The sequence below is a fragment of the Pedobacter sp. genome, from assembly GCF_040513095.1.
Classification (GTDB): Bacteria; Bacteroidota; Bacteroidia; order Sphingobacteriales; family Sphingobacteriaceae; genus Pedobacter.
Genome location: NZ_JBEVDX010000014.1, coordinates 44,141 through 71,117, shown reverse-complemented (window position 1 = coordinate 71,117; position 26,977 = coordinate 44,141). Strand labels below are relative to the sequence as shown.

24 protein-coding genes and 1 tRNA gene are annotated in these 26,977 nt (G+C 42.6%); 15 read left to right on the top strand and 10 right to left on the bottom strand.

Annotated elements, in window-relative coordinates; all coding sequences use genetic code 11:
• Positions 1-3: 3 nt before the first annotated feature.
• The gene (gene clpX, locus ABWY16_RS02370) at positions 4-1,245 is read left to right on the top strand and encodes an ATP-dependent Clp protease ATP-binding subunit ClpX (RefSeq protein ID WP_353903048.1); all 1,242 of its coding nucleotides are present in this window, start codon (positions 4-6) and stop codon (positions 1,243-1,245) included.
• 94 nt (positions 1,246-1,339) lie between these two features.
• Positions 1,340-2,203 carry an AMP nucleosidase gene (locus ABWY16_RS02365; RefSeq protein ID WP_353903047.1) on the top strand — a complete coding sequence of 288 codons (864 nt, stop codon included), beginning with the start codon at positions 1,340-1,342 and terminating at the stop codon, positions 2,201-2,203.
• Here the strand turns inward: ABWY16_RS02365 and ABWY16_RS02360 are convergent.
• Genes ABWY16_RS02360 through ABWY16_RS02335 form a run of 6 tightly spaced genes read right to left on the bottom strand, consistent with a single transcriptional unit; the run spans position 2,200 to position 7,489 of the window.
• Entirely contained in the window at positions 2,200-2,700 is a 501-nt protein-coding gene (locus ABWY16_RS02360; protein ID WP_353903046.1) for a SixA phosphatase family protein, read from the bottom strand. The two genes, ABWY16_RS02365 and ABWY16_RS02360, sit on opposite strands and share 4 nt — an antisense overlap.
• A gap of 40 nt (positions 2,701-2,740) precedes the next feature.
• On the bottom strand, positions 2,741-3,721 hold the full coding sequence (locus ABWY16_RS02355) for a glycosyltransferase family 9 protein (protein ID WP_353903045.1): 981 nt from the start codon (positions 3,719-3,721) through the stop codon (positions 2,741-2,743).
• A gap of 17 nt (positions 3,722-3,738) precedes the next feature.
• Positions 3,739-4,233, bottom strand: a complete 495-nt coding sequence (rfaE2, locus tag ABWY16_RS02350; protein ID WP_353903044.1) for a D-glycero-beta-D-manno-heptose 1-phosphate adenylyltransferase — start codon at positions 4,231-4,233, stop codon at positions 3,739-3,741.
• Between the two features lie 2 nt (positions 4,234-4,235).
• Positions 4,236-4,790, bottom strand: coding sequence for a D-sedoheptulose 7-phosphate isomerase (locus tag ABWY16_RS02345; protein WP_353903043.1), 555 nt, complete (start codon positions 4,788-4,790; stop codon positions 4,236-4,238).
• Positions 4,790-5,770, bottom strand: a complete 981-nt coding sequence (gene rfaE1, locus ABWY16_RS02340) for a D-glycero-beta-D-manno-heptose-7-phosphate kinase (protein ID WP_353903042.1) — start codon at positions 5,768-5,770, stop codon at positions 4,790-4,792. Before rfaE1 ends, ABWY16_RS02345 begins: the two co-directional genes overlap by 1 nt.
• A gap of 39 nt (positions 5,771-5,809) precedes the next feature.
• The gene (locus tag ABWY16_RS02335) at positions 5,810-7,489 is read right to left on the bottom strand and encodes a DNA polymerase/3'-5' exonuclease PolX (protein ID WP_353903041.1); all 1,680 of its coding nucleotides are present in this window, start codon (positions 7,487-7,489) and stop codon (positions 5,810-5,812) included.
• Positions 7,490-7,575: 86 nt separating this feature from the next.
• Here ABWY16_RS02335 and ABWY16_RS02330 point away from each other — a divergent pair, with 86 nt between their 5' ends.
• Entirely contained in the window at positions 7,576-8,193 is a 618-nt protein-coding gene (locus ABWY16_RS02330) for a hypothetical protein (protein ID WP_353903040.1), read from the top strand.
• 1 nt (position 8,194) lies between these two features.
• On the opposite strand, the gene sppA is transcribed toward ABWY16_RS02330, so the two are convergent.
• A complete protein-coding gene (sppA, locus tag ABWY16_RS02325) occupies positions 8,195-9,964 on the bottom strand; it encodes a signal peptide peptidase SppA (protein ID WP_353903039.1) in 1,770 nt (589 codons plus the stop codon).
• Positions 9,965-10,016: 52 nt separating this feature from the next.
• Here sppA and folK point away from each other — a divergent pair, with 52 nt between their 5' ends.
• Both folK and ABWY16_RS02315 read left to right on the top strand, forming a co-directional pair.
• Positions 10,017-10,514 carry a 2-amino-4-hydroxy-6-hydroxymethyldihydropteridine diphosphokinase gene (folK, locus tag ABWY16_RS02320; RefSeq protein ID WP_353903038.1) on the top strand — a complete coding sequence of 166 codons (498 nt, stop codon included), beginning with the start codon at positions 10,017-10,019 and terminating at the stop codon, positions 10,512-10,514.
• Between the two features lie 21 nt (positions 10,515-10,535).
• The gene (locus ABWY16_RS02315) at positions 10,536-10,913 is read left to right on the top strand and encodes an Hpt domain-containing protein (protein WP_353903037.1); all 378 of its coding nucleotides are present in this window, start codon (positions 10,536-10,538) and stop codon (positions 10,911-10,913) included.
• Positions 10,914-10,971: 58 nt separating this feature from the next.
• Here ABWY16_RS02315 and pssA read toward each other — a convergent pair whose 3' ends face one another.
• Together pssA and rho are read right to left on the bottom strand one after the other, a co-directional pair.
• Positions 10,972-11,655 carry a CDP-diacylglycerol--serine O-phosphatidyltransferase gene (pssA, locus tag ABWY16_RS02310; protein ID WP_353903036.1) on the bottom strand — a complete coding sequence of 228 codons (684 nt, stop codon included), beginning with the start codon at positions 11,653-11,655 and terminating at the stop codon, positions 10,972-10,974.
• Between the two features lie 6 nt (positions 11,656-11,661).
• Entirely contained in the window at positions 11,662-13,374 is a 1,713-nt protein-coding gene (rho, locus tag ABWY16_RS02305) for a transcription termination factor Rho (protein ID WP_353903035.1), read from the bottom strand.
• 270 nt (positions 13,375-13,644) lie between these two features.
• On the opposite strand from rho, the gene pyrF reads away from it, so the two are divergent.
• From pyrF to ABWY16_RS02270, 7 genes are all read left to right on the top strand, one after another.
• Positions 13,645-14,475: an orotidine-5'-phosphate decarboxylase gene (gene pyrF, locus ABWY16_RS02300; RefSeq protein WP_353903034.1), complete on the top strand. Its 831-nt coding sequence runs from the start codon at positions 13,645-13,647 to the stop codon at positions 14,473-14,475.
• 45 nt (positions 14,476-14,520) lie between these two features.
• Positions 14,521-15,813, top strand: a complete 1,293-nt coding sequence (locus tag ABWY16_RS02295; RefSeq protein ID WP_353903033.1) for a DUF2851 family protein — start codon at positions 14,521-14,523, stop codon at positions 15,811-15,813.
• A gap of 81 nt (positions 15,814-15,894) precedes the next feature.
• Positions 15,895-16,116 (top strand): PspC domain-containing protein, encoded by a 222-nt coding sequence (locus ABWY16_RS02290; RefSeq protein WP_353903032.1) that lies wholly within the window; start codon positions 15,895-15,897, stop codon positions 16,114-16,116.
• 107 nt (positions 16,117-16,223) lie between these two features.
• Entirely contained in the window at positions 16,224-18,908 is a 2,685-nt protein-coding gene (locus ABWY16_RS02285; RefSeq protein ID WP_353903031.1) for a DNA translocase FtsK, read from the top strand.
• A gap of 7 nt (positions 18,909-18,915) precedes the next feature.
• On the top strand, positions 18,916-19,563 hold the full coding sequence (gene lolA1, locus ABWY16_RS02280) for an outer membrane lipoprotein periplasmic chaperone LolA1 (protein ID WP_353903030.1): 648 nt from the start codon (positions 18,916-18,918) through the stop codon (positions 19,561-19,563).
• 89 nt (positions 19,564-19,652) lie between these two features.
• The gene (locus tag ABWY16_RS02275; RefSeq protein WP_353903029.1) at positions 19,653-20,414 is read left to right on the top strand and encodes an MBL fold metallo-hydrolase; all 762 of its coding nucleotides are present in this window, start codon (positions 19,653-19,655) and stop codon (positions 20,412-20,414) included.
• A gap of 60 nt (positions 20,415-20,474) precedes the next feature.
• Positions 20,475-20,558 (top strand) — tRNA-Leu (locus tag ABWY16_RS02270).
• A 1,048-nt stretch (positions 20,559-21,606) separates the two neighbouring features.
• On the opposite strand, the gene ABWY16_RS02265 is transcribed toward ABWY16_RS02270, so the two are convergent.
• Positions 21,607-22,533: an alpha/beta fold hydrolase gene (locus ABWY16_RS02265; protein ID WP_353903028.1), complete on the bottom strand. Its 927-nt coding sequence runs from the start codon at positions 22,531-22,533 to the stop codon at positions 21,607-21,609.
• A 328-nt stretch (positions 22,534-22,861) separates the two neighbouring features.
• Between ABWY16_RS02265 and ABWY16_RS02260 the strand changes: the two genes are divergently transcribed.
• Genes ABWY16_RS02260 through ABWY16_RS02250 form a run of 3 tightly spaced genes read left to right on the top strand, consistent with a single transcriptional unit; the run spans position 22,862 to position 26,975 of the window.
• Positions 22,862-23,986 carry an ATP-binding protein gene (locus ABWY16_RS02260; protein WP_353903027.1) on the top strand — a complete coding sequence of 375 codons (1,125 nt, stop codon included), beginning with the start codon at positions 22,862-22,864 and terminating at the stop codon, positions 23,984-23,986.
• A 43-nt stretch (positions 23,987-24,029) separates the two neighbouring features.
• Positions 24,030-25,106: an acyltransferase family protein gene (locus ABWY16_RS02255; RefSeq protein ID WP_353903026.1), complete on the top strand. Its 1,077-nt coding sequence runs from the start codon at positions 24,030-24,032 to the stop codon at positions 25,104-25,106.
• Positions 25,107-25,163: 57 nt separating this feature from the next.
• A complete protein-coding gene (locus ABWY16_RS02250; protein ID WP_353903025.1) occupies positions 25,164-26,975 on the top strand; it encodes an ABC transporter ATP-binding protein in 1,812 nt (603 codons plus the stop codon).
• Positions 26,976-26,977 lie beyond the last annotated feature (2 nt).

Sequence of the window (26,977 nt, the reverse complement as noted above, 5' to 3'; positions counted from 1 at the left end):
ATAATGGCTAAACAAACAAAAGAATCCCGTTGCTCTTTTTGCGGTTCAAGTAAGCAGGATACTTTAATGCTTATTGAAGGGCTTGATGCATACATTTGTGATAAATGTGTTACCCAGGCTCATCAGCTGGTGCTGCAGGAATTCGGCAATAAACAGTCGAAAGGCCTGGATGCTTCAGTTACCCTGCTGAAACCAATGGAGATTAAGGCTCACATTGACCAGTACGTTATTGGTCAGGATGATGCCAAAAAGGTGCTTTCGGTAGCTGTGTATAACCACTATAAAAGGTTAGGGCAGAAAGTAGACAAAGGCGATGAGGTAGAGATTGAAAAATCGAATATCATGCTGGTTGGAGAAACCGGTACAGGTAAAACCCTGCTGGCGAAAACTATTGCCAAAATATTGCATGTACCTTTCTGTATCTGTGATGCTACGGTACTAACCGAAGCAGGATATGTAGGTGAAGATGTGGAAAGTATCCTTACCCGCCTGCTTCAGGCTGCGGATTATGATGTGGCTTCTGCAGAACGCGGAATTGTATACATCGATGAGGTGGATAAGGTAGCGCGTAAAAGCGATAACCCGTCTATCACAAGAGATGTATCCGGTGAAGGTGTACAACAGGCTTTGTTGAAAATCTTGGAAGGAACAGTTGTGAATGTTCCTCCTCAGGGCGGACGTAAACATCCGGACCAGAAAATGATCCCGGTGAATACCAACAATATCCTGTTTATTTGCGGTGGTGCCTTTGATGGTATCGAACGTAAGATTGCCAACAGGTTACGTACCCAGGCAGTAGGTTATAAAGTGAAGAAAGATGATACAGAACTTGACCTGGACAATCTGTACAAGTATATCACTCCGCAGGATCTAAAATCTTTCGGATTGATTCCTGAACTGATCGGACGTGTTCCTGTACTGACACACCTGAACCCTCTGGATAAACAGGCATTGCGTAATATATTAACGGAGCCAAAGAACTCGTTGTTCCGTCAGTATGTAAAACTGTTCGAATTTGAAGGAGTAAAGCTTGTTTTTGAAGATGACGTTCTTGATTTCATCGTTGATAAAGCCATGGAATATAAGCTTGGTGCAAGGGGATTACGGTCCATTTGTGAAGCAATCATGCTGGATGCCATGTTTGACATCCCGTCTGATACGAGTATAAAGGAGCTGGTCATCTCGCTCGATTATGCGGTTGAGAAATTTGAAAAGGCCGACTTTAAAAAGTTAAAAGCTGCTTAAAAATTTAATCCCCGTCTAATCAACGGGGATTTTTTTTATCTTGTTATTTTACCAGGTATAGCGGTTTTGCAGATTATGAATTAAATGAATGTATATGAATGAAGAAAAAGAAGTAAAGAAAGATGAAGTCATCGTAGAAAAAGCTAAAAAAGTAAAAGAAGTAGAATCCCCGGTTAAAGCTGGTTTAAAATCCAAAGGTGATATCGTAAAAAACTGGTTGCCCAGATATACCGGAAGACCTCTCGAAGAATTTGGTGAATATATCCTGCTCACCAATTTCAGCAAGTATGTGCAGATGTTTTCAGAATGGAACGACAATGCCCCGATCATGGGACTGGACAAACCAATGCAGAGCGTAACAGCCAATGGGATTACTATTATCAATTTTGGTATGGGAAGTCCTCTAGCGGCCACAATGATGGACTTGCTGAGTGCAATAATGCCCAAAGCAGTATTGTTTCTTGGAAAATGCGGCGGACTGAAAAAGAAAAACCAGCTGGGTGATCTGATCCTGCCAATTGCAGCAATCAGGGGAGAAGGTACTTCCAATGATTATATGCCACCAGAGGTGCCTGCTTTGCCTTCATTTGCCTTGCAGAAGGCAATCTCTACAACAATCCGTGACCATTCCCGCGATTATTTTACGGGTACCTGTTACACTACCAACCGCAGGGTTTGGGAACACGACAAGGAATTTAAAAAATATCTGAAAACCCTGAGGGCAATGGCCGTAGATATGGAAACTGCAACAATCTTTACCACAGGTTTTGCCAATAAAATACCTACAGGTGCTTTACTGCTGGTTTCTGATCAGCCGATGATCCCTGAAGGCGTTAAAACTGCAGAAAGCGACAGCACTGTAACTACCAACTATGTTGAAGTACATCTGAAAATCGGTATTGACTCTCTTAAGCAGTTGATCAATAATGGCTTAACGGTGAAACATCTGCATTTTTAATCCTCCTGATTTTTTGGAGAATCAAAGAAAAAAAGACTTCCTGTGTGCTGACTTACCAAAAACCAGTCATCAAACGGGAAATCTATCACTACTACTCCCGCTGTTGGCAGATTATAGATCTTAGCATCAGCGAGGTAGTTCACAAGCTCGGTTAAGCCGGGATTATGCCCAAACAAGGCTATACGTTCGTAATCGTTATTCAGCTGGTTGATCACTTTCAGCAATGCAGTTGTATTGGCTTCATAAATAGCTTGTTCCTGCTGGATAGCATTATAGGGAAACTTTAATACATCAGCAAAATGTTTGGCTGTTGTTAAGGCTCTCACTGCGGGGCTGCTGACAATCAGTTCAGGAATAATACCTTTCTGTGTAATCCTTTCGGCCATTTCATTTGCGTTTTTATTTCCGCGGTGGTTCAGTGTCCTGTCAAAATCAGACATACCATATTCGCCCTGGTCTGATTTGCCGTGTCTCACGACGATAAGTTGTTTGGCCATGATGTTAATTAGAGGTTCACGATTGGTTAGTTTTTCCCTGTTAAGTGTTTGAGAAAGTAACAATCTCTTCAGCAGGAATGTTTTTCATACACTTAAAATGTCCAAGCGGACATTGCTCAAGGCCAAACTTGGAACATGGCCTGCAGTCGAGATCAATACCCACAATAAGTGAATCTTTTACCTGGTAAGGATATACCCCCAGCAATTCAGGTGTTGTTCCTCCCCATACAGACGCTATCGGGCGGTCAAACGCTTCTGCAATATGCGTTAGTCCGGTATCAAAACCAATGATTTTATGGGCCTGTGAAACGATAAAGACCGACTGATCAAGATTGGTCAATCCACAGGTAGAATATATATTTGCGCCAACAGCATTGCTGATTTCTGCGGCATTGTCTTTTACATCGTTACCTCCCAGCAGTACAATTGGCACATCAATCCCCCTGCAGATCTCAATGATCTTCTCATTGGGCATTCTCTTTGTAAAGTGGGTGGCACCAATAATGAAAGCAATAAATTTTCCCTGATGGGAGGGAGGGAGGAAATCTGCGATCTGGTACTGGTTACGCACATAGTAATCGATCGGCCGGTTATCGTTTTTTACGCCCAGGAATTTGACGGTTTCCATGTATCTGTCTACCAGATGATCTTTGGAAAACAGGGAGGTCCATTTGAATTTCAGGGCCAGCCATTTCCTGATCCTGTCTTTTTTGTAGGTCGAAGATGGAATTTGTGCAGACAGCTTGATGATTGACGTGCGCAGGTTATTATGCAGGTCGATAATCATATCAAATTGCTCCTCTTTGATTTCGCGGATGGTATCCTTTAACCTGGGTTTTAAGAGGTGGAGTTTGCTGAGGTAGGGATTTCCCTCATAGATATATTTGAACTGCTCTTTGGTCAGGAAGTGCACCTCACAGCCTGGAAGCTGTTCTTTGAGGCAGCGGACAACAGGGGTAGTATAAATGATATCACCCATTGAACTGAACCTGATCACCAATATTTTCTTAGGGCTTTTCAATATAGTATCTTTAGAATTTATTCTGAGCGCTTTATTTTTTCAATTATGGCAGTAGATGAGAATCCCGGCAAAAAACTCAGGACTTCAACCTTGCCTCCATTGGCGATGGTTTCTTTTGCACCCACTATACTTTCTACTGTGTAGTCACCACCTTTCACTAGAATATCCGGCAGTACTGTTTTAATCAATTCTAAGGGAGTATCATCGCCAAACAATACTACTGCGTCGATGAAGAACATTGACGCCAGAAGAGTACTGCGTGTAGTTTCGCTGTTTACAGGTCTTTGCGGACCTTTGATGCAGGAAACAGACTGATCACTGTTGAGGCCAACGATAAGCTTATCTCCAAGATCAGCGGCCTCGGAAAGATAAGCTACGTGGCCCGCATGCAGCAGGTCAAAGCAGCCATTTGTAAAAACTATTTTTTTTCCTTCTGCTTTCCAGGAGTCGGTTAAGTCCTTTAACTCACTGAGGGAAACTATTTTCCGGCTTAAGGTATCCTTGCTATTCATCTTTAATAATTCAGGTCTACTGCATTGCAGAAAATATGTCCGATCAGGATATGCATTTCCTGAATTCTTGCCGTTGTTTCGTCGGGCACTACAATATTCAGATCGCAGAGCTCATTCATTTCACCGCCGTCCCTTCCAGATAAACCCAGGGTTTTACAACCCAGTTCTTTGGCTGTATGCAGCGCATGAATGATGTTTTTACTGTTGCCGCTGGTAGAAATGGCAATAAACAAATCGTTTTCACGGGCCAGGGCATGTAGTTGCCTCGAAAATACGAAGTCGAACCCGTAATCATTGCTGATGGCAGTCATGGCCGAAGTGTCAACCGTTAACGCAATTCCGGGCAATGCTTTGCGTTCCTTCACATACCTGCCTGCCAGTTCAGCAGCTATATGCTGTGCATCGGCGGCGCTGCCCCCGTTACCTGCAAGCAGGATTTTGCCCCCGGCAGCAAGAACGCTGGTTACCATTTCGCAGCCCTCTTCTATTGCCGGAACGAGTGCGGCAATTACCCTGTCTATCGTCTGCTTATGATTATTCAGTTCTTCTAAAACCATTATTTTGCTGTTATTTCGGTTAGTATTTCTTCAATAGTGGTAGTGGCACTTCCGATATGTTTGATCACAATTGAAGCGGCATAATTGGCAATTGTACAGGCTTCTTCGATAGAGAAACCCAGTCCTAAGCAATAAGCTAAAGTGGCGATCACAGTATCACCTGCACCCGTTACATCATAAACCTGATTGGCTACTACAGGAAGAATGCTGCAGCTTTCCGGAGTAATTATTGCAATACCATTTTCGGAAAGCGTGACTATCAGGTAATCTGTACCTGTAACGTCAAAAATCACTTTTGCTGCTGCTTCCAGGTCGGCCTGACTATGGATCTTTTCAGTTTTCGCTGCTTCTGCCAGTTCCTTGCGGTTTGGCTTGATGATAAACGCTCCCTTATATTTTGTATAATCGAGTCCTTTCGGATCTACGATCACTTTTTTATTCAGTTGATGGCAGGCCTCAATCACCTTCAATGACAATGAGGGTGTAAGCAAGCCTTTGTTGTAATCAGAAAGGATTACAATATCGCTCTCTTTGATAGCAGGCAGGAGCGCTGTATAAAATATATCTTCGAGATCGCCGGGGATATCATGTGTATCCTCCTGGTCGATTCTTACTATCTGATGGTTGGAGGCTATTACCCGTGTTTTTACCGTTGTAGTACGTGTGCTGTCCTTCAGGATCAGCTCTGCACCAATGTTTTTGGTTTGCAGGATTGCCTTGATTTCGGCTCCGAATGCATCATCGCCCGTAATGCCGGCAAGAGATACTGATGCCCCGAGATCGATCAGGTTGCAGGCTACATTTGCGGCGCCGCCGATGATCTTATTTTCGTTTTTAACATTTACAATGGGTACCGGGGCTTCGGGGGATAACCTGGAGGCAGTTCCAAAGATATAATGGTCCAGCATCACATCACCTATAACCAGTATATTCGGTTTTGGATGGTTATAATGTGCATTGTACAGTTTTTCTCCAAGCATGCTAAGGGATTAATTTTCAAATATAGGTAGAAAAAAGGACTACTGTTTTCGGGAGCTGAAATATTCACCGATCTGAGCCAGGCTGAATGTGTTCAGGCAGGAGCCAGCTTCCAGTCCGCCTTTTCTGCCAATGTAAACTCCGTAGTGCATATCCCTGAAACCTTCCATGCGGTGTGCATCAGGATTGACCGACAAGAGGACGCCTTTTTCCAGCGCATAGCGATGGTAACGCCAGTCGAGATCCAGCCTCAGCGGGTTCGCATTGATCTCGATCACCACCTTGTTGGCTGCGCAGGCATCAATAATCTTGTGATAGTCAATAGGATAACCTTTACGGCTGAGCAGGAGCCTTCCTGTGGGATGGCCTAATATCGTTGTATATGGGTTTTCAATTGCTTTGATGAGTCTTGCAGTAGCCTTCTCTTCATCCATTCTCAGGTTGCTGTGAACAGAGGCAACTACAAAATCAAAGGTCTTCAGGATTTCGTCACTGTAATCCAGTGAACCATCATTGAGAATATCACTTTCAATACCTTTGAATATTTTAAAAGGGGCCAGTTTCTGGTTCAGTGCGTCAATTTCCTGGTGTTGTGCATATACGCGCTGCTCATTGAGCCCTTTGGCATAGAAGGCAGATTTGGAGTGATCGCATATGCCAAGATATTCCAGATGCAAATTGTCTTTGCAATAGGTTGCCATCTCTTCCAGGGAATGCACCCCATCACTCCATGTGGAGTGGTTGTGGAGGCTGCCCTTCAGATCTTCGTAAGTAATTAATGCAGGTAGTTTTCCCTCTTTTGCAAGTTCAACCTCATCGAGTCCCTCACGAAGTTCAGGTTCTACAAAGCTGAGTCCTGCTTTGGCATAAATCGCCTTTTCATCTTCAAAAGGGCCTTCGCCTGCCAGCTCCAGTACCTTGCTAACATGGCTTTCATTGCCGGTCAGTTTAAACAGGCTGATGTAAAACTCGGACCTGGGATAAATATGTAATTGTATTTTCAATCCGAAAGGGCTCATTGCAGTAAAAAGATTGGCGGTGCTCTGCTCAAACGGAAGCGCCGCAAACAGGTGCAGCTTTTCAACTACAGCTGCTTCATTGTCAACACCTGCCACAAAATCCAGTTCTTCGATGATCTCATTGTAACGGCGAAAGCCACCGGCTACGCTCAATAGCGGAGCCTGTTCGAGTTGTGTTAACCACAACAGAAGTTCGGCAGATAAACTCTGCACGAGTGTTTCAGACTGGGCATACAGGAACTTGCCCTGCGCAGCCATTTTAAATTCAATGACCTTTTTGATCTCCTCCTGGGTTTTCAATCCAAAGCCTTTGGCTTCGATCAGTCGGTTTTCATTACAGGCATAATACAGTTCACCTATATTTTCAATGCCCAGGTCTTTCCAGATCACTACGATCTTTTTGGGACCTATCCCCTTAATGCTGAGCATCTCCACAATTCCTTCCGGAGTGTTGGCCAGAATATTTTGCAGGTCGGTCATGGTGCCGGTTTGCAGTAATTCCCAAACTTTTGCAGCCGTACTTTTGCCGAGGCCATCGATCTGTTCAATCTCTTCCCGGGTTTTGGTACTGATGGCAAAGGGTAGTTTATCCACTTTAAAAGCAGCATTTGCCACGCTTTTAATTTTAAAAGGATTTTCATTATGCAACTCCATCAGCTGAGACAGGAGCCGTAAACTGCGGGCTATGGTCTTGTTTTCCATTGGGCGCTAAAATAAATAAAAAGAAGCGTTTTTCCCCAACAATGTATTTATGGCATAGTTTTGTTGACTGACCAGGTATGAAAGGGATGAATTATTTAGGAGCGCTACTGCTCGGTTTATCAGCTGCATGCCATGCTCCTGCAAGCGATAATGCACAGCAGGATACTGCGCTTAGAAAAAAGGATACTGTGAAGTTTCAGGAAGTGGATTCCTCCAAACTTGTGATTGCTGGCAAACAGGCCGGTAAAATATATATCGGTCAGTATATGGAGCAGGTGTCTGAATTAATGGGGCGACCTGATGACGGGGATGCGGCTATGGGTAGTGCGCTGGGGATATGGTATGAGGGAGATGAAAAAGTTTTAAAGAAAAATCCCACAGTGATATTTTCTTCTTACCGAGACAGCAACATGGTGATCAGAGCAGTGAAGCAGGTTTCAGTTGCTGCGCCAGAATTTCAAACTGCCCAGGGTATACATACAGGAGTCAGACTGGCAGAATTGCTGAAAGCTTATCCCTTACTGAGGAAGACGGAAACCTATGTGAATGCTCAAAAAGACAGTGTTTTCGTATATGACAGTGTAGCTGATGGCATTGCATTTGACCTGCAAAGGGATACCTGTACCGCGATCACGATACACGTGAAGAACAGACCGGCAAATGCAGTTTACCTGCCTGTTCATCCCGAATGGAAAAAATTATAGCCTACTGTACCAGGATGTCAAATGGCATGCGTGCCTGTATACCGGCATTTACTACTGCCTTTTTCATCTGCTGGTACAGGTAAAAGTTTTCGCCAAATTCCTGCTTCGCATAATACATCTTTACATTATCCGCGCCATCGTCCAGGAGTGATTTCAGCGTACTGATTTGCTCTGGATATTCCACTACCTTATATTCCGTCAGTTTGGCTTTTTTACCCGCAGCAACTACGGCATCATTAAAACTGCCCAGTTTGTCTGCAAGCCCAATTTTCACTGCATCTGTTCCTACCCATACGTGACCACCTCCAATGGAGTCAACATAAGCTTTTGATTTCTTACGTCCATCCGCTACGCGGGTGATAAAGCTGTCATATACATGGTTCACATCTGTCTGGATGATTAACCTTTCGCCAGCGGTAAGCGGGCGGTTTACACTCATGATATCTGCATATTCACCGGTTTTTACGCCATCGAAAGTGATACCCAGTTTATTTGTGAACAGGTTCTGGAAGTTAGGTATGATACCGAAAACCCCAATTGAACCCGTAATAGTATTGGGCTGTACAAAAATTGAATCGGCAGCACAGCCGATATAGTAACCACCAGAAGCAGCAACATCACCAAAAGATGCGATGACAGGTTTAACTTTTCTGCTCAGCACCACCTCTCTCCAGATCACATCCGAAGCGAGGGCACTGCCACCTCCTGAATTTACACGCAGAACTATAGCTTTTACCTTATCGTCCATTCTTGCTTTCCTGATCGCACGGGAGATACGTTCAGATCCGATCGACTCATCGTTGCCTTCGCCACCGGTAATATCGCCATTGGCATAGATCACAGCTATTTTATTTTTGCTGTCGCTGTTCTCAGTTTTCTGGTTCTGCGCATAATCATTAATGGTTACCGTAGAAAGCGTTTCTTTAGCGCCAGTGCTGCTCAGTTTTTTCAGTTCATCCAGTACCTCGTCCTTATACTTCAGTCCGTCAATCATTTTATAACTCAGCGCATCTTTAGGTTGCTGTATCCTGTAGGTATTGGCATATACATAAAGGCTGTCCTCAGGGATATTCCTCGAAGCAGAAATTCCTTCGAGGAATGTATTGTATAAGCCTCCCACGTAAGCTGTTACCTGTTTACGGTTATACTCACTCATCTTATCATTGATAAAGGGCTCCACAGCGCTTTTATAATTTCCTACACGGATAATCTGGGCTTCAACACCTATTTTCTCCATTGCACCTTTGAAAAATGTCAGCTGCGAACTGAATCCCTTGAATTCAAGTGCGCCTTGTGGATTCAGATAGACTTTATCTGCTACTGAGGCCAGGTAATAGGCATCCTGGGTGTATACTTCGCTGTAAGCGATGATTTTCTTTTTACTTTTTTTGAAATCAATCAGGGCATCCCGTATTTCCTTGAGAGTAGCTTTGCCCGCAGCCGGAGAACTTACATTCAGATAAATACAGGTGATATTGTCATCCGTTTTGGCTCTTTTAAGTGCCCTTATCAAATCATTGAAACCGATACTTTTTTGTCCGCCGTTACCAACGATTGGCAGGCTCTCCAGTGTTTTGTTAGGGGTACGCTCCTTAATGCTTTGATCGAGATTGAGGTAAAGCACGCTGTTACTGAGTACGCTGATACTTTTATCCTCGTCGATAGAAGATACCACACCAACCACAAGAAGAATGATAACCAGGAAAATCAGGAATGTAGAAATAATGATACCTACAACCGTAGCAAAAACATATTTGAAAAATTCTCTCATGTGGATGATTAATATTTAATTTGTAAAGATATTAAATGAATCAGGGTTTTATATGCAATTAGAGACCAAAACAGTTTATTTGTTACTTGGAAGCAATTTAGGGGACAGAAGGGCAATATTAAACAATGCATTGCGCAGAATAGGGGATACAATAGGCGAAATTACTGCAATGTCATCCTTTTACGAAACTGCAGCCTGGGGAAATGTAGACCAGCCAGCCTTTTATAATCTGGCTGCCGGAGTTAAAACCAGTCTGGATCCGCAGGAGATATTAAAACGTACGTTAAAAATTGAAGAAGAACTGGGACGGATCAGGGCCGAAAAATGGGGTGCAAGGGTGATCGACATTGATATTATATTATACGCTGAAGAGGTTGTCAGTGATGGTGAACGGCTTCAGATACCGCATCCGAGGATGCATGAAAGGAGATTTGTGCTGGAGCCGCTGGCCGAAATTGCAGGCGAAGCCCAACATCCTTTGCTACAACAAAATATTTCAGGCTTATTGTCCATATTAAAGGATAACTTAGTGGTTTCAAAAATCTCATAATTTTATATAGTTTTGTCCCAAATGATAGACGCAGAAAAAAACAACAGCCCTCTAGACCTGTCTTATTTACGGGATATGTCGGGCGACAGTGCAGAATTTATGATCGAAATGATCGATATGTTCAAATTACAAACGCCTTTATATATTGCCGATCTGGAGCAGTCGATCGTTGCACAGGAATGGGATAAAGCAGCAGGATTTGCGCACAAGATCAAACCTACGCTATCGTATGTTGGCAGGGAGGATGCCCGCGGACATCTGCAGCTGATTGAAAACAGTGCGCGTGACCAGAAAGATCTCTCGGATATGCCAAAGAACTTTCAGGAGTTCAGTGATTTTGTGCAGATTTTATACAGGCAGCTGGATGAAGCAAAAGCTGAACTAGAGAAACGTCTCTAGTTAGCTTTAAAAATTGATCAGGGAAGCTGATTATCCTGATCAGGCCTGATTTAAATCGTTATAGTTTGGGTATACGTCTGAAATGCAGTATAGACAAAGAGATATACAGCACCAGTACAAAGGGAATTGCAGCGAATTTCAGGAACGCGATCAGGATAGCAGATAGGATCAGGAAAATGTATTTAATCTTGTTCTGGGCCCAGTCCTGCGTACCAAATTTCAAAGAAAAAATCCTGATCTCGCTCGTGAGCAGGAAACTCATAACCACGGTGATTGCCACCAGCAGTAAAGTAGAATTTCCCAATCCCGGGTAATCGCGCTGGATAAAGGGAAGCGACACGATAAACAAGGTGTTCATCGGCGTGTTCAGCCCTATAAAATCTTCTGTCTGGCGTTCATCAATATTGAATTTAGCCAGGCGGAGCGCCGAAAACATCGTGATCAGGAAACCCAAATAAGGTAGGTAAGGCGAACTGAAATCACTTTGGGCAAGCATCTGAAACATCACCACCCCTGGTAAAAAACCAAAGCTTACCATATCCGCCAGTGAATCCAGTTCTTTGCCGATGGCCGATTTTACGCCCAGGGACCTGGCCACAAAACCATCGAAAAAGTCGAATATACCAGAGGCGAGCACTGCATAAGCGGCTATGTCTAAATTACCTTTAAATGCAGAAACCACACCAAAACATCCCGAAAGGAGGTTGGCGCAAGTTAATGCATTAGGAATGTGTTTCTTCATTTTGGATTAGCTGTTCATTGAAATTAAGAACTCCTCGTTAGTCTTGGTGTTCTTGATTTGTGCCTGAACAAACTCCATAGCTTCCTGTGCATTCATATCAGCCAGGTGGTTACGCAGGATCCATACTCTTTGTAAAGTATCTCTGTCATGCAGCAGGTCATCACGGCGGGTACTTGATGCAGTAATGTCAATTGCAGGGAAGATACGTTTATTGGACAGTTTACGGTCTAACTGAAGCTCCATGTTACCGGTACCTTTGAATTCTTCAAAGATCACTTCATCCATTTTAGAACCAGTATCTGTAAGGGCAGTTGCCAGGATGGTCAGTGAACCACCTCTTTCGATATTCCTTGCCGCTCCGAAGAAACGTTTTGGTTTATGTAATGCGTTTGCATCCACACCACCGGAAAGGATTTTACCTGAAGCAGGGGCCGTTGTATTGTAAGCACGGGCAAGACGGGTGATTGAATCCAGCAGGATTACTACATCATGGCCACATTCTACCAGTCGTTTTGCTTTTTCGAGTACGATATTGGCGATTTTAACGTGACGTTCAGCAGGCTCATCAAAAGTTGATGCGATAACTTCTGCACGTACGCTTCTTGCCATATCTGTAACCTCTTCCGGACGCTCATCGATCAGCAGGATAATCAGGTAAACTTCCGGATGGTTTTTAGCGATCGCATTGGCTACTTCTTTCAGCAGGTTTGTTTTACCTGTTTTCGGCTGTGCCACGATCAAACCACGCTGGCCTTTACCGATTGGGGTAAACAAGTCAATGATCCTTGTAGAATAGTTATTTGTTTCTGTGAAAAGGTTTAATCTTTCAGTAGGGAACAATGGGGTAAGGTAATCAAAAGGAACCCTGTCTCTCACATCAGCAGGAAGACGTCCATTGATTGTTTCCACGCGTACCAGCGGGAAATATTTTTCACCTTCTTTTGGCGGGCGGATACTTCCTTTAACGGTATCACCGGTTTTTAAACCAAATAATTTGATTTGCGACTGCGATACATAAATGTCATCCGGAGATGAAAGGTAGTTGTAATCTGCAGATCTCAGGAAGCCATAACCATCGGGCATGATTTCCAGGACACCTTCATTGGTGATGGTATTGTCGAAATCCAGGTTAGAATAACTGTTTTCATTTGATTTCTGGTTACTGTTGTTACCTGTATTATTGTTCTTAGGCCTGTTGTCTTCTCTTAAGGGCTTTATTTTTTTCTGTTCGCCGTTAGGATTGGCAGCAGGTACCGGTGAATTGTCTTCTTTTCTTGCTTGTGGTACAGCTACTTCAGCTTCTTCATTTCCTGCAGAAGGCTGGGCAACAGATTCCTGTTGTTCCTCAGTTGCAGGATTGTCAAATAATGAGGCTCTGTTAAAATTAGTGTTGGCCGCTGCAGTTGTTTCAGGCTCATCTTTTGAGATGCGCGTTCTTTTTCTGAGTGGTTTTTCAGCGGTATTGCTTTTTGGAGCTTTCGCTTTTGCAGCTTTTACCGGTGCCTGGTTTGCAGCATCATTTGTGGTAATGATCTCGGCAATAGTGGATTCAGTTGATGGAATAATTACATCTGGTTCTCCCTGCTGTTCGCTGATCTGGCGAATCACTTCAACCAGTTCTGCCTTACGCATATCATCGGCATTTAAGATCCCCTTAGATTTTGCTAACTCACGCAGTTCAGCGGTGAGTTTTTCATTTAATTCTGTTTTGTTAAACATTATGTGGGTGTAGAGAAATTTTTATAAACGTATTTATCGACATATCAGAGCAAAAAATGCAATTAGGATTTGAAAAATAGTACAAAATTTTGTGAGATTTTCTGGACTGATCAGATAAACTTTTGAGAATTATGTTGCAATTGTATGTATTTGTATCTGAAACTCCAAGTAAAATTTAAAAATGTTAGAAATATTTTACTTAAGTTTTGTTAAACCAGCTTTTAGAAAGCTGTCGAAATTTTGGCATATTTGCGCATAATCTCAGCCCAAATGAATAAAAAGCAACTATTTGAACAGATAAAATCTAAAAAATCATTTTTGTGTGTAGGTCTTGACCCGGTACTGGAAAATATTCCTCCACATCTTTTAGATCTTGAAGATCCTATTTTTGAGTTCAATAAACAAATTATCGATGCGACAGCTGACCTCTGTGTTGCCTATAAACCAAACACTGCTTTTTATGAATCGAGGGGTCTGAAGGGCTGGGAGAGTTTACTGAAAACCTGGGCGCATATCCCGAAGGAAATTTTCAGCATAGCAGATGCGAAGAGGGGAGATATAGGAAATACCTCAGCTATGTATGCAGATGCTTTTTTTAACCAGGAGAAGTCGGGCATGAGTTTCGACTCTATTACCGTGGCTCCTTATATGGGCAAAGATTCTGTCAGCCCCTTTTTAAAATATGAAGACAAATGGGTAATCCTGCTGGCAGCAACTTCAAATGAAGGCCATCACGACTTTCAGCTGCTCGAAACACCCGAAGGTAAACTTTATGAAGAAGTGATCAAAGTGTCTTCTGTCTGGGCGGACAGCGAACGCATGATGTATGTTGTTGGTGCCACAAGAGGATCTGAATTTGCAAATATCAGGCGTTTGGCACCGGATAGTTTCCTGCTTGTACCTGGTGTTGGTGCACAGGGTGGAAGTCTGGCCGATGTATGTGAATTTGGCTTGAATGACCATTGCGGATTACTTGTCAACTCCGCCAGGGGGATTATCTACGCCAGCAATGGAAAAGATTTTGCAGAGAAAGCCAGGGAAGAAGCATTGAAATTACAAGTGGAGATGCAGCAGATACTGGAAAAGGCTAACCTGGTGTAAAAAATTAATTAACAGGAAATATTGTCTTAGAATTAAGTTTGCTTCATGCGGCTTAATGAAGACTTTTTACATTATATCTGGCAGTACCGGTTGCTGACCAGGCTCGATCTGTATTGCACTGATGGGGCAAAGCTGGAAATTATTGATACCGGATCTCCCAATACCCATGCCGGGCCTGATTTCAGTTCAGCGCGGCTCAGGATTGCTGGAACGTTATGGGCAGGGAATGTAGAGATCCATGTGAAAGCCTCTGAATGGCTATTGCACCATCACCAGCAAGACCGTTTATATGATACTGTGATCCTCCATGTGGTTTATGAGGATGACGCTGTAATCTGCCGTACGGATGGCAGCCTGATTCCCGTACTTTTACTTAAAGACCTTATTCCGGATGATATGTTGCAGCGGTACCGTTCGCTGCTGGATGGCAGGAGTTTTTTTCCCTGCGCTGGTCAGATTAGTCAGGCAGATCCTGCGATCATCAGGAAAGTCCTTGATACCATGGCTGCTGAGAGACTGGCGGAGAAATCGGCTGAACTGGAAGTACTGATGGTAAAGAACAAGTACAACTGGAATGAAACCTTTCATCAGCTGCTCATCAGGAACTTTGGCTTTAAGGTAAACACTATTCCCTTTGAGCTGCTGGCTGCGGAATTACCAGCTACGCTTTTGGGCAGGCACAGGAATCAGGCGCTGCAGATCGAAGCCCTTTTGTTTGGACAGGCAGGTTTTCTGGAGGGTGATTTTGTAGACAGCTATCCGCGCCAGCTACAGGCTGAGTATGTTTTCCTCAGAAAAAAGTATCAGCTTGTGCCTCTGGATCCATCGCTGTGGAAATTTCTCAGAATGCATCCGCAGAATTTCCCTGTCCTGAGGATTGCACAGCTGGCGGGCATGTTAACAGGAAATACCCCGGCCATCCCGGATATTCTTGCTGCCGGAAAGCTCCCTTCCCTGATCAGTTTATTTACACCGGTTTCCGTTCATCCCTACTGGAAAGACCATTCTCACTTTGATAAAATTTGTAAGCCAATGGAGCTGCGGCTGGGCAGGAAATCGGTCGACATCTTGATTATCAATGTTGTATGCGTGATTTTATATCATTACGGCGGATATTTCGGTATTCCGGAGATCCGGCAGCGGTCGGTCAGTTTTCTGAAAAGTATACCAGCTGAGGACAATGGCGTGGTCAGGAAATATAAAGCCGCGGGGCTAAAATTAAAAAGTGCGAGTGATTCACAGGCTATCCTGCAACTGCATAAAAACTATTGCGCAACTAAGAAGTGTTTGAATTGTGCTGTTGGAATAGATATTGTTACTAAACGGGATAGTATTTAGGGAATGGTTTTTGCTTTTATATAATATAATCTCTAAATTGATCAATAATTGATACCCCTGAAAAATATAAAGACAAACATCATGTTCCAGAGCATCGTCACCTATTTTGAGAAACAGAGTTTTGGGGTATGTACTTATATCGCAGAGCGTTTTAATATGTCGATCAGCAAGATCAGGCTTTTCTTTATCTATTCTTCTTTCCTGGCAGTCGGTTTTCCAATTGTGTTTTATGTGATGGCGGCGCTTATTCTGGATGTGCGGCATTATATCAAAAGGATCAGACTCCGGATTTGGGATATGTAAATACAAATACTGCTGCTTTCAGGATATATTCTTCCTCTGCTTTTAGAATAACGTGACACATACAACTATATATTTTATATTTGTTGTTTAATACTAGTTTATACAAAATGTCGGTAAGGGGAAACCAATTTAAATCTAATTCATTCAAAAACGAATACGGAGACAAGCCAGGTTCAAGAGCATCGGCAAAACCACAAAGAGAGCTGTTTGACAGAATGCCTTCACTGAACTTTCAGAATGAGCGCGTCCTCAAGATAGCGGGTTTGTTTTTTCTGATCCTTTCGATCTACTTTCTGGTGGCCTTTACTTCCTACCTGTTTACCTGGCAGGAAGATTACAGCTATGTTATTGATGCCAACGGCGGATGGGGCAACCTCTTTAAGACTATTGAGGAACTGCAGCAGCACAATATCCCTATCGTGGTGCAGAACTGGCTGGGTAAGTTTGGTGCCTTGCTGTCTCACCAGTTTATTTATGAATGGTTTGGGGTATCTTCTTTTGTTTTTGTATTTATCTTTTTTGTCATCGGCTACCGCCTGCTGTTTAAGGTCAAAATCTTCGCCCTGGAAAAAACCCTGGGCTACAGCTTATTTTTCCTGCTCTTTTTATCCCTGACGTTTGGATTTTTCCATTCGTTCTTTTCTGATGCGCCGCATTACCTGGAAGGTGAAGTGGGCTATTGGAGCAACAGGCTTTTGGTTGCCCAGATTGGGATCACCGGAGTAGGGGGGCTGCTCGCCTTTTTAGGGCTGACTATTTTAATTATTGCCTATAACATTGATTTTAAATTTCCTGAACGTAAACAGCGCCAGGAAGATGATGAAGAACTGGATGTTGCCGAGGTTGGTAACCACTTCCCTGCCGCGGCCGAAGCTGTTGCAGAACGCTTTGCTGAACAACGTGCCGAAAGGGAAGATGAGAGCGCAATAGCGAATAACGTAGTGAGGGGCCATTCTGCCTTAGCTGAAAATGTACAGCTGGAAAAAAATCCCGGAGAAGTAGAATTTACGCTGAACGACCGTCTGGCTGGGCAGCGTAAAAAGACACAGCAGAATATCGTGTTAACGCCGAGCCGTTTTGAAAATGCGCCTCTCGAAGAGGAAGATGTGGTACCGCCAGCTCCACCAGTGTTGAACATCATGAACAATGCGCCGATCATCCTTTCGCCGGTTGTTGAACCGCTTTCGGAGATTATCTATGAAGATGTGAAGCCTGAGCCACAACTCACCATCGAGAAAACTGATGAGGAGAAGAAATCTGAAGAACTGGTAGAGCAGTTTGGCAATTATGATCCTACACTGGATCTGGCCAGTTATAAATATCCGACCATCGACCTGCTTGAAGATCATGGTTCCAATAAGATCTCTGTCAATGCAGACGAACTGGAAGCCAATAAAAATAAGATCGTTGAAACGCTCAACCATTACAATATTGAGATTGATAAGATCAAGGCAACAATTGGTCCTACAGTAACGCTCTACGAGATCATTCCTGCCCCGGGCGTAAGGATCTCGAAGATCAAGAACCTGGAAGATGATATCGCTCTGAGCTTAGCGGCCCTTGGGATCCGGATTATTGCGCCGATGCCGGGAAAAGGTACCATCGGTATCGAGGTGCCAAATATGCATCCGGAAATGGTTTCTATGCGCAGCATCCTGGCTACAGAGAAATTCCAGAAAACGGATATGGACCTCCCGATTGCTTTAGGTAAGACCATCTCTAACGAGGTTTACATTGCCGACCTGGCTAAGATGCCCCATTTACTTGTTGCCGGTGCAACCGGACAGGGTAAGTCAGTTGGTATCAACGCAATCCTGGTATCACTGCTGTACAAGAAACATCCTTCACAACTCAAGTTTGTGCTGGTAGACCCAAAAAAGGTAGAGCTTACACTTTTCAACAAAATTGAACGTCATTTCCTGGCAAAACTGCCGGGAGAGGCCGATGCGATTATTACAGATACCAAGAAAGTAATTCATACCCTGAATTCGCTCTGTATCGAGATGGATCAGCGTTATGATCTTTTGAAGGATGCACAGGTAAGGAACCTGAGAGAATACAACGAAAAGTTTATCAAAAGGAAACTGAACCCGAATAATTCACACCGCTTCCTGCCTTATATTGTGTTAGTAGTGGATGAGTTTGCCGATCTGATGATGACCGCCGGTAAAGAAGTAGAAACTCCGATCGCCCGCCTTGCCCAGCTGGCACGTGCGGTAGGTATCCATCTTGTGCTGGCAACTCAGCGTCCTTCAGTAAATATTATTACAGGTACGATCAAGGCCAACTTCCCGGCCCGGCTTGCCTTCAGGGTATTGTCTAAGATCGATTCCAGGACGATTCTCGACAGTGGCGGTGCAGACCAGTTAATTGGTCGCGGGGATATGTTATTGTCTACAGGCAACGATCTGATCAGGTTACAGTGTGCTTTTGTGGATACACCCGAAGTTGACCGTATCTCTGAGTTCATTGGTAACCAGCGCGGTTATCCGGAAGCTTACCAGTTACCGGAATACCTTGATGAAGCTGCTGAATCTGCCAAGGCTGATTTCGATCCTGATGACAGGGACTCTATGTTTGAAGATGCTGCACGCCTGATCGTTATGCACCAGCAGGGATCTACATCCCTCATCCAGCGTAAGCTGAAATTAGGATATAACAGGGCAGGAAGGATCATTGACCAGCTTGAAGCTGCTGGTGTAGTTGGACCGTTTGAAGGCAGTAAGGCCAGAGAAGTATTGCTGCCTGATGATTATGCTTTGGAACAATTCTTGACTAATCTGAAGAAATAACAGCCAAATGAAGAAGATCTTATTGTTGCTGCTCTTATCCGGAACGTATATTTCCGGCTATAGCCAGACCGATGCAAAAGCAAAAACTATATTAGCTGAAGCCAGTAAAAAGTATAAAGCTTATGACGTAGTAAAGGCAACGTTTGTCTTTACGATGGAAAATCCTCAGAACAAACAAAAGGATACCCAACAGGGCACTTTGACCGTGCAGTCTGCTGCCAACAAGTATAAGGTAGTAATGACCGATCAGGATATGATCAGTGACGGGAAAAGCCAGTGGACCTATCTTAAGAAGGATAAGGAAGTACAGGTTTCTGCGGTTGATAACAGTGGTGATGCACTGAACCCTGCGGGCATATTTACCTTGTATGAAAAAGGCTTCAAATACCTTTATACCGGGGAGAAAAAGGATGGTGCAAAGACTTATCAGATGATAGATCTTTCTCCTGTAGATTCGAAGAAATCTTATTTTAAGATCAGGCTGGGAATTGACAAATCTGCCCATCAGATTGCCAATGTGGTGATCTTTGATAAAAACGGCAACAAGTATACCTATATAGTAAAGAGTTTTGTGCCCAATGTAAAGGTTCCGGCAGGTACCTTTGGCTTTGATGCCAAGAAATACCCTGGGGTTGAAGTAGTTGATCTGCGCTGATAAAATTATTATTTATAAAAAAGGGTTGAGGCAAATTGTCTTAACCCTTTTTTTGTTAATTTTGGAATTATGACCTTAACTTTCGCATTTTGAAAATCACATTTCTGGGTACCGGTACATCACAGGGGATTCCTGTGATCACCTGCGGATGTGAAGTTTGCCAGTCGGACGATGCCAGAGATAAGCGCCTGCGAGTTTCTGTTTTACTTGAAACTGCCGACAAGACTATTGTGATTGACAGTGGCCCTGATTTCAGGTACCAGATGCTAAGGGCAAAGGTGAAGGATCTGGATGCGATTGTTTACACACATGAACATAAGGACCATGTAGCAGGGCTGGATGACATCAGGCCTTTCAACTATTTACTTAAGAAAAATATTGATATCTATGCTACTTTGCGTGTGCAGGAAGCATTAAAAAAGGAGTTCTCCTATATTTTTGCTGAGAAGGTTTATCCGGGTGTTCCGCAGATCAACATGCATACGGTTACAGGTGAACCTTTCTCTATCGGCAATACTGAGTTCATCCCGCTTGATATTATGCATTACAAGCTGCCTATTCTGGGTTACAGGATCAATGATTTTACTTATATCACTGATGCCAAGACTATCACTCAGGCTTCGGTTGATAAGATCAGGGGCACAAAGATTTTGGTAGTGAATGCTTTGCAGAAGGAAGAACACATCTCTCATTTTACTTTGGAGGAAGCGATTTCCTTTGCTGAAGATATCGGAGCAGAAATGACTTATTTTACGCATATGAGCCATAATCTGGGCAAACATGCTGATATCGAGGTAGAACTGCCTTCAAATATCAGGCTTGCTTATGACGGCTTACAAATTGAGTTGTAGTTTTTTCAAATTAGTGGTAAAACTATTGTGAATAAATATATATTTGCAGCACAGAATCATACCCGGGTGGCGAAATTGGTAGACGCGCCAGCTTGAGGGGCTGGTGCTGGCAACGGCGTGGCAGTTCGAATCTGCTCTCGGGTACTGAGTTAAAAGTAAGCCCTGTAAGTTAAAACCTTACAGGGTTTTATTTTTGTCTGAATATGTTCTTACATATACTTAATCACTCATTGAAAATACTCTAAATTTTTACGTTGGTCAGTAGTTAAAAATTGTGGCGGGTGGAGGCTTTGGGTACCGCTTGCTTACAATTCATATGCTGAGGTTAGGGATGTTCTGAGGTGAGGATCGATGATATTATACTGGAATATGATTTTTAAACATATGTTAAAGCAATGGCATCAGAAATTAAATTGTTACTAGATGCCATAGTTCGCTTGGTGGCAGCTTCCGGTCTTCAAGAATGTAGCACTGCAGATTGTTATTAATTTCCTCGCGCGCTCTTTTATCAGCATATACTAAATTATGATAAAGCAACTTGTAGCATTTATTAAGGTGTACATCCGATGTGATGCGGCCGAATTGAAGTTCGCTGTTGAACTCTCGTGGTGGGAAGTAGCTGCCATATTGGTGATTATTGGTCTCGTAATCTATTTGATATGCAGGTAGAGGGAACGCGTATGGCCTTGGAGACGCTAATAAGGGAGCGGGGTGTGTATAAGCGTTTGGGAGTTGAGAGAAGTACTGTTGCTACGTGGAAGATCTATCTCCGGGAAGGGAAAAGCATATCACTGGACAAATAGAGGAAATGTTGGTCAAGGCCGGGGCAACTGTTTCTCAGGAAAAGGTATGGGATATTGTTAAACCGAAACAATTATATTTGGCTATGGATCAAAATGAAGAAAAGCCTCATTATCGTGTTGGCAATCCATTAAGCTATAAAGTGGCGAGTTGCAGTTGCCATAGATCTTTAAATGCCTGGTGGATCATTAATTTTTGCGGGAGCGACCCTATAACTTTGTTCTTATAGTAAAACCGATCTTCATAAAGTTTGAAATGCTTCAAATGAAAAAGATTGCGCTGCTTTAATTCCTTAATCATAACTTTTCGTTAAAAATGTTCATACCTCAGTTTTTGTGTAAATAAGCATGTCGAATTTTAAAATAACAAAAATGGTAATGTAACAAGACCTTTATTTTATGAAAAAATCAAGCAGGTCCTTTTGAACTTGCGGTGTGTTCTCCTGCACTATCCAATGTCCGGAATCTTTGATTACCGATTCCTCTACATGATCAGCCACTAATCTTGTATGCGTTGCCAGAAATGGCCCAGCAAAATGATCTGAGCCCATTGCCAATACCGGCATAGGTAGTTTATGTTTGGCAAATTCAACATTGTCCTTTGCATCTTCATCAAAATAACCAAACCAGTGAAACGCGCCGGTAGTGGCTTCAGGTACGGAGTATGCGCGGATAAATTCTGCGGTCTCTGCTTTAGTAAAGGCATTTTTCTGAAATCCTACCGTTGGCCAGAAATCAGTGAAGAATAAACCCACTTTGCCGGAAACGAGATCTCCCGAATGGGGCTGTGCGAAAAAGCCAAACCACCAGGCCTGTGCCTTAACCTGACTCCATACGGGCTCAATTCCTGGTAGCAAAGCATCCATTAAGGCTAATTTCTTTACGTCGCCAGGAAATTGCGCAGCATAGCAATAAGCTACCATTAAGCCGATATCATGACCGGCGAGGTTAACATGGCTGTAGCCTAACTTTTTCATCAGTTCATGCATATCCACAGCCATATTTTTTTTATCATAGCCATCCTTAGTCTTTCCTGATTCACCAACTCCGCGCATATCTGGTGCGATGACAGTAAAATGCTTGGATAGCTCAGGTAGCAACCTGTTCCACATGTACCAGTTTTGGCCAAATCCATGTACCAGTAGCAATGGCTCCCCCTTTCCCCCGATGACATAATGGATTTTTACACCATTTACAATGGCATATTGATGTTTAAAATTCGATGGGGGATTGGCGGGAACTGCTGCCATTGCAGAATCAGTGAATATTAAAAGCAGATAAATAATAATCAGCGGTTTAATCTTTGAGATTGTTTTCATGGTAATATAATTTAGATTGTATTTCCAGGTTATCATGGGTTGCAAAAGCCCATGTTTAGGCAACTAGTCAGTCGACGGCTCAAAATATTTTGTGCTCTGGCATCTAAAGAATAGGAGAGGGTATTGATAATAATGTAACAGATTGATTATTAGTGACTATGTAGCTAATTTACTAATCATATTATAACTTTACAATTTTTTTTTGGCTTATTAACCTCAATCTTTAAAAATGATTATTAAATGCGAGTTGATTCCTATTCTCCAAAAATAACCATATTTAGCGAATATATTCCCCAAATATAGCTATATTTGGGGAATAGGAATTCTTATGATAGGTAGGTCTCTTCAAAATATTCTGGAAAAAAAGGTAGATTATAAGAAAGCAATTGTTGTTTTAGGACCACGTCAGGTCGGTAAAACAACATTGATTACTAAGATCGCTGCTTCACTGAATGATGATTATTTATACATCAATGGTGATGATCCAGCTGTCCGGTTAGCCTGGAATAATCCCACACAAGCTTTTATCAATAATTATCTTGGAAACTATAAAGTAGTTGTATTTGATGAAGCACAACGTCTGGAAAATATTGGTCTTACAGCTAAAATGATCGTTGATGCCAAAAAGGATGTTCAGCTTTTCATCTCTGGATCATCCTCTCTGGAAATTGCCAGTAAAATTAATGAACCCCTGACCGGCCGCAAATGGGAGTACAGATTGTACCCGCTGTCCTGGAATGAACTTAAAGTGCAATTGTCCTTTGCCAAAGTTCATGACCGGCTTGAAGAATTTCTGATCACAGGAATGTATCCTGATGTAATTAATAATCCTGAGAATGCTATAGAAACACTCAATAATCTTGCAGGTAGTTATCTGTATAAAGATATATTGGAAACTGGAAATATCCGGCGCCCGGACGCATTATTAAAATTGCTGCAGGCACTTGCATGGCAGGTAGGGCATGAGGTTTCTTATAATGAATTATCAAAGACCGTGGGGGTAGATAAGGCAACAATCAGCACTTACATTGATTTACTTGAAAAATCCTTCGTTATCTTCCGTTTGAATCCCTTTGCAAGAAATCTGAGAAACGAGATCAGCTCATCCCGTAAAATTTTTTTTTACGACAATGGGATCAGGAATAGTGTAATCAATAATTTCGCTCCTCTATCCCAGCGAAACGATATTGGTGCCCTGTGGGAAAACTTTATCATAAGCGAGCGCAAAAAGAATCTTGCCTATACAGGTTTTTATGGTAACACCTATTTTTGGCGCAACGTAAGCAAAGCAGAAATTGACTATCTGGAGGAACAGGACAATGAGATATCTGCGTTCGAGATCAAATGGAATGCAAAAGTTAAAGTGAAATTTCCGGATAACTTTATTCAAACCTATGCACCGCGCTCTGCTCAGGTTATAAATAGTGATAATTACTGGGAGTTCCTGAGTTGATAAATCAAACACTGCTTTTATAAAAAATATTAAATCCCTTTTAATGACCAAAAATGTACCCTCTCAAAGGTCTGCTGCCCTTGACTACCTCAGATTCTTCGCTGTTGTATACGTCTTTTTTAACCACTATGCGGCAACATTTAATTTCGTTTATCACATTGTACCGGCAAATGACAAATACCTGTGGTTCTCAAAATATGGGAGTGTTGCTGTTGTAATTCTGTACATGGTAAGTGGTTACGTAGTTACGCTGACATCTGTAAACAGGGGTATAAAAGATTTTGTGATCAGCAGGATTGCAAGGCTTTATCCGTTGTTCTGGATCAGCTGTATTGTTGCTTATATAATGCCCCGTTTATTTTACACCAACCACAGCTATCTTGCAGAGGCTTCCCTTAAAACATTAGTTGTCAATTTTACTATGATTCCATACCTGCTGGGCTCGCCAATGATTAATCCGGTGTTCCATACACTGATGGTTGAAATTGTCTTTTACGCTTTAATAGGTGTCGTTATCGCTCTAAAACTATGGAACAGGATATTAACTCTGTTATTCTTTGTTATTTTATTATGCCTCTACGGAGTATTTCAGCCCGGAATGCAGCCATATCTGGTTTTTCTACCCCTGTCGGCAGGTATGTTGTTTTACATGATCAATGCAAATCACCCGGGTAAAATAAAAGTATACGCGCTTCTGGCATTAAACTTCTTTTGTGCAATAATGACTTCAAAAGCCCAGACTGATGACTTGAATACCATTTACAAGGGTGCTTCGATTTCAGCCCCATATGTGTATCCACTAATCATTACTGCCGTATACGCTGTTTTTTTATTGATCAGCACGGGGCTGATACATATTGCTGCAAAACGGTTTTCTCTGATGCTGGCTACGCTCACTTACCCACTTTATCTTTTTCACATTTATTTTATGTGTTTTTACTGGTATTTCAGAAATAATATTCAACCAGATGTGCTATTGTTTGGAATATTAATGATCAGTCTTCTATCCTCATGGCTAATAAATATCGTAGTTGAAAAACCATTGTCTACACTGGCAAATCAAGTGCTGTACACGCTTTCCGGGTTATTTAAACGAAATAGAGCGAATCCGGCAATTTAAACGGAAAAGCCCGTTATAAGCACAGAAAATACTACTTTTGTTCCCTCATACTACCATATGATCAAATCGTTTGCCCATAAAGTTCATAAATTCAGTACCAATCTAAACATTACAAGAATTATTAGTTTAATCTGGGATGCGTCCAAAGAATGGACCGTCATCTCCATATTTTTCATCATTCTGGAAAGTGGGCTGTTTTTTTCTTCACTATATCTACTCAAAGCACTGATAGATACCATTTCAAAACATGGTATTCAGGATCTTAAAAATGAGCCTGAAGTGATCAGGTTTGTCATTTTTGCCACCTTATCCGCTGTATGTTATGCCTCGGTAAAATCCTTATCTGCCTACATCATCGAAAAACAGTCGGGCAAAGTGTCTGAATATATGGATGATAAAATTCACAGGAGTGCAATTGCTCTTGATCTTTCATTTTATGAGAGCCCTGAATACTTTGATATCCTGAAAAGGGCCAGGGACATGGGAAGCGACAGGCCCAATCTGATAGTATTTACGATGGTAGATATTGCCAAAAATGTATTAAGCCTGATTCTTATTGCTTCTATGCTGGTAGCAATTGACTGGCGCCTGTTCCCAATCCTTGCTCTTTTTGTGATCCCTACCCTGTGGGTCCGTATCAGCTTTGCGGACAGCCAGAATGCATTGCGTCTTACCCAAACTGCCCTCGAAAGAAAATCTACCTACTTGAGTACTTTGCTTACCTCAGATATTCATGCCAAGGAAATAAGAAGTTTTGGCCTGGGTCATCACATTCGCGAGACCTATGTAGCAATCAGGTTAAGGCTGTTGGAAGGAAGATTAAAGCTCAGTAAGGAACGTACCTACAGAGAAGTGCTTACTGCTACTATTGCTACATTGGGATTCTTTTCCTGCATCGCATATATTGCTATAGGGAGCATCCATGGAATTACCAGTGTTGGTGATATCACCTTGTTCCTTGTGGCACTGCCTCAGGCTTTCAATATAATGCAAAGTCTTTCATCAGGAATTTCTACCCTGTACCAGAATAATATTTTTGTGAAAAGCGTCTTTGAACTTTTTGATCTGGAAAGCAGTCTCACTGAAATTCCTGAGCCGAAGCCAATTCCTCAGGATCAGCAAATCGATCTGGAACTTAAAAACGTAAGTTTCATTTATCCGCATGCCGAGAAAAATACCCTAACTGATATCAGTATTAAAATGCCGGCAGGTAAAATCATTGCAGTTGTAGGAAGTAACGGTGCGGGCAAATCAACGCTGATCAAACTGCTCTGCAGATTATATGACCCGACTTCCGGACAGATTACCCTCAACAACACTGATATCAGGACCTTCAGCAGTTTTGAATATCAGAAACAAATTTGTGCAGTTTTCCAGGACTTTGGGAAATACAATGTCAGTGTAGCCGATAACATCCGGTTTGGGGATATACACCAGCAACGCTCACATGCAGAAGTGATCGAAGCAGCAAAAAACTCCGGCGCCGATCTTTTTATCGACAATTTTCCTGAAGGCTACGACAGCATCATGGGCCGTATCTTTGAAGACGGACATGAGGTGAGCATCGGACAGTGGCAAAAACTTGCTATTGCCCGGGCCTTCTTTAGTAAATCCAGGTTTGTGGTTCTTGATGAAGCTACAAGTGCTTTGGATGCCACAGCTGAAAAGGAACTCTTTGACTCATTCAGGGAGAGAATTGGAAACCGTGCTGCGCTGATCATCAGTCACAGGCAGTCGGCTGTTAAACATGCAGACTATATCTACATGCTATCCTCCGGAAGAATATCAGAATCGGGAACACATGAGGAACTGCTCAGTTTACAGGGCGAGTATTACCATCTATTCAATAACAATTCAACAACAGAATAATC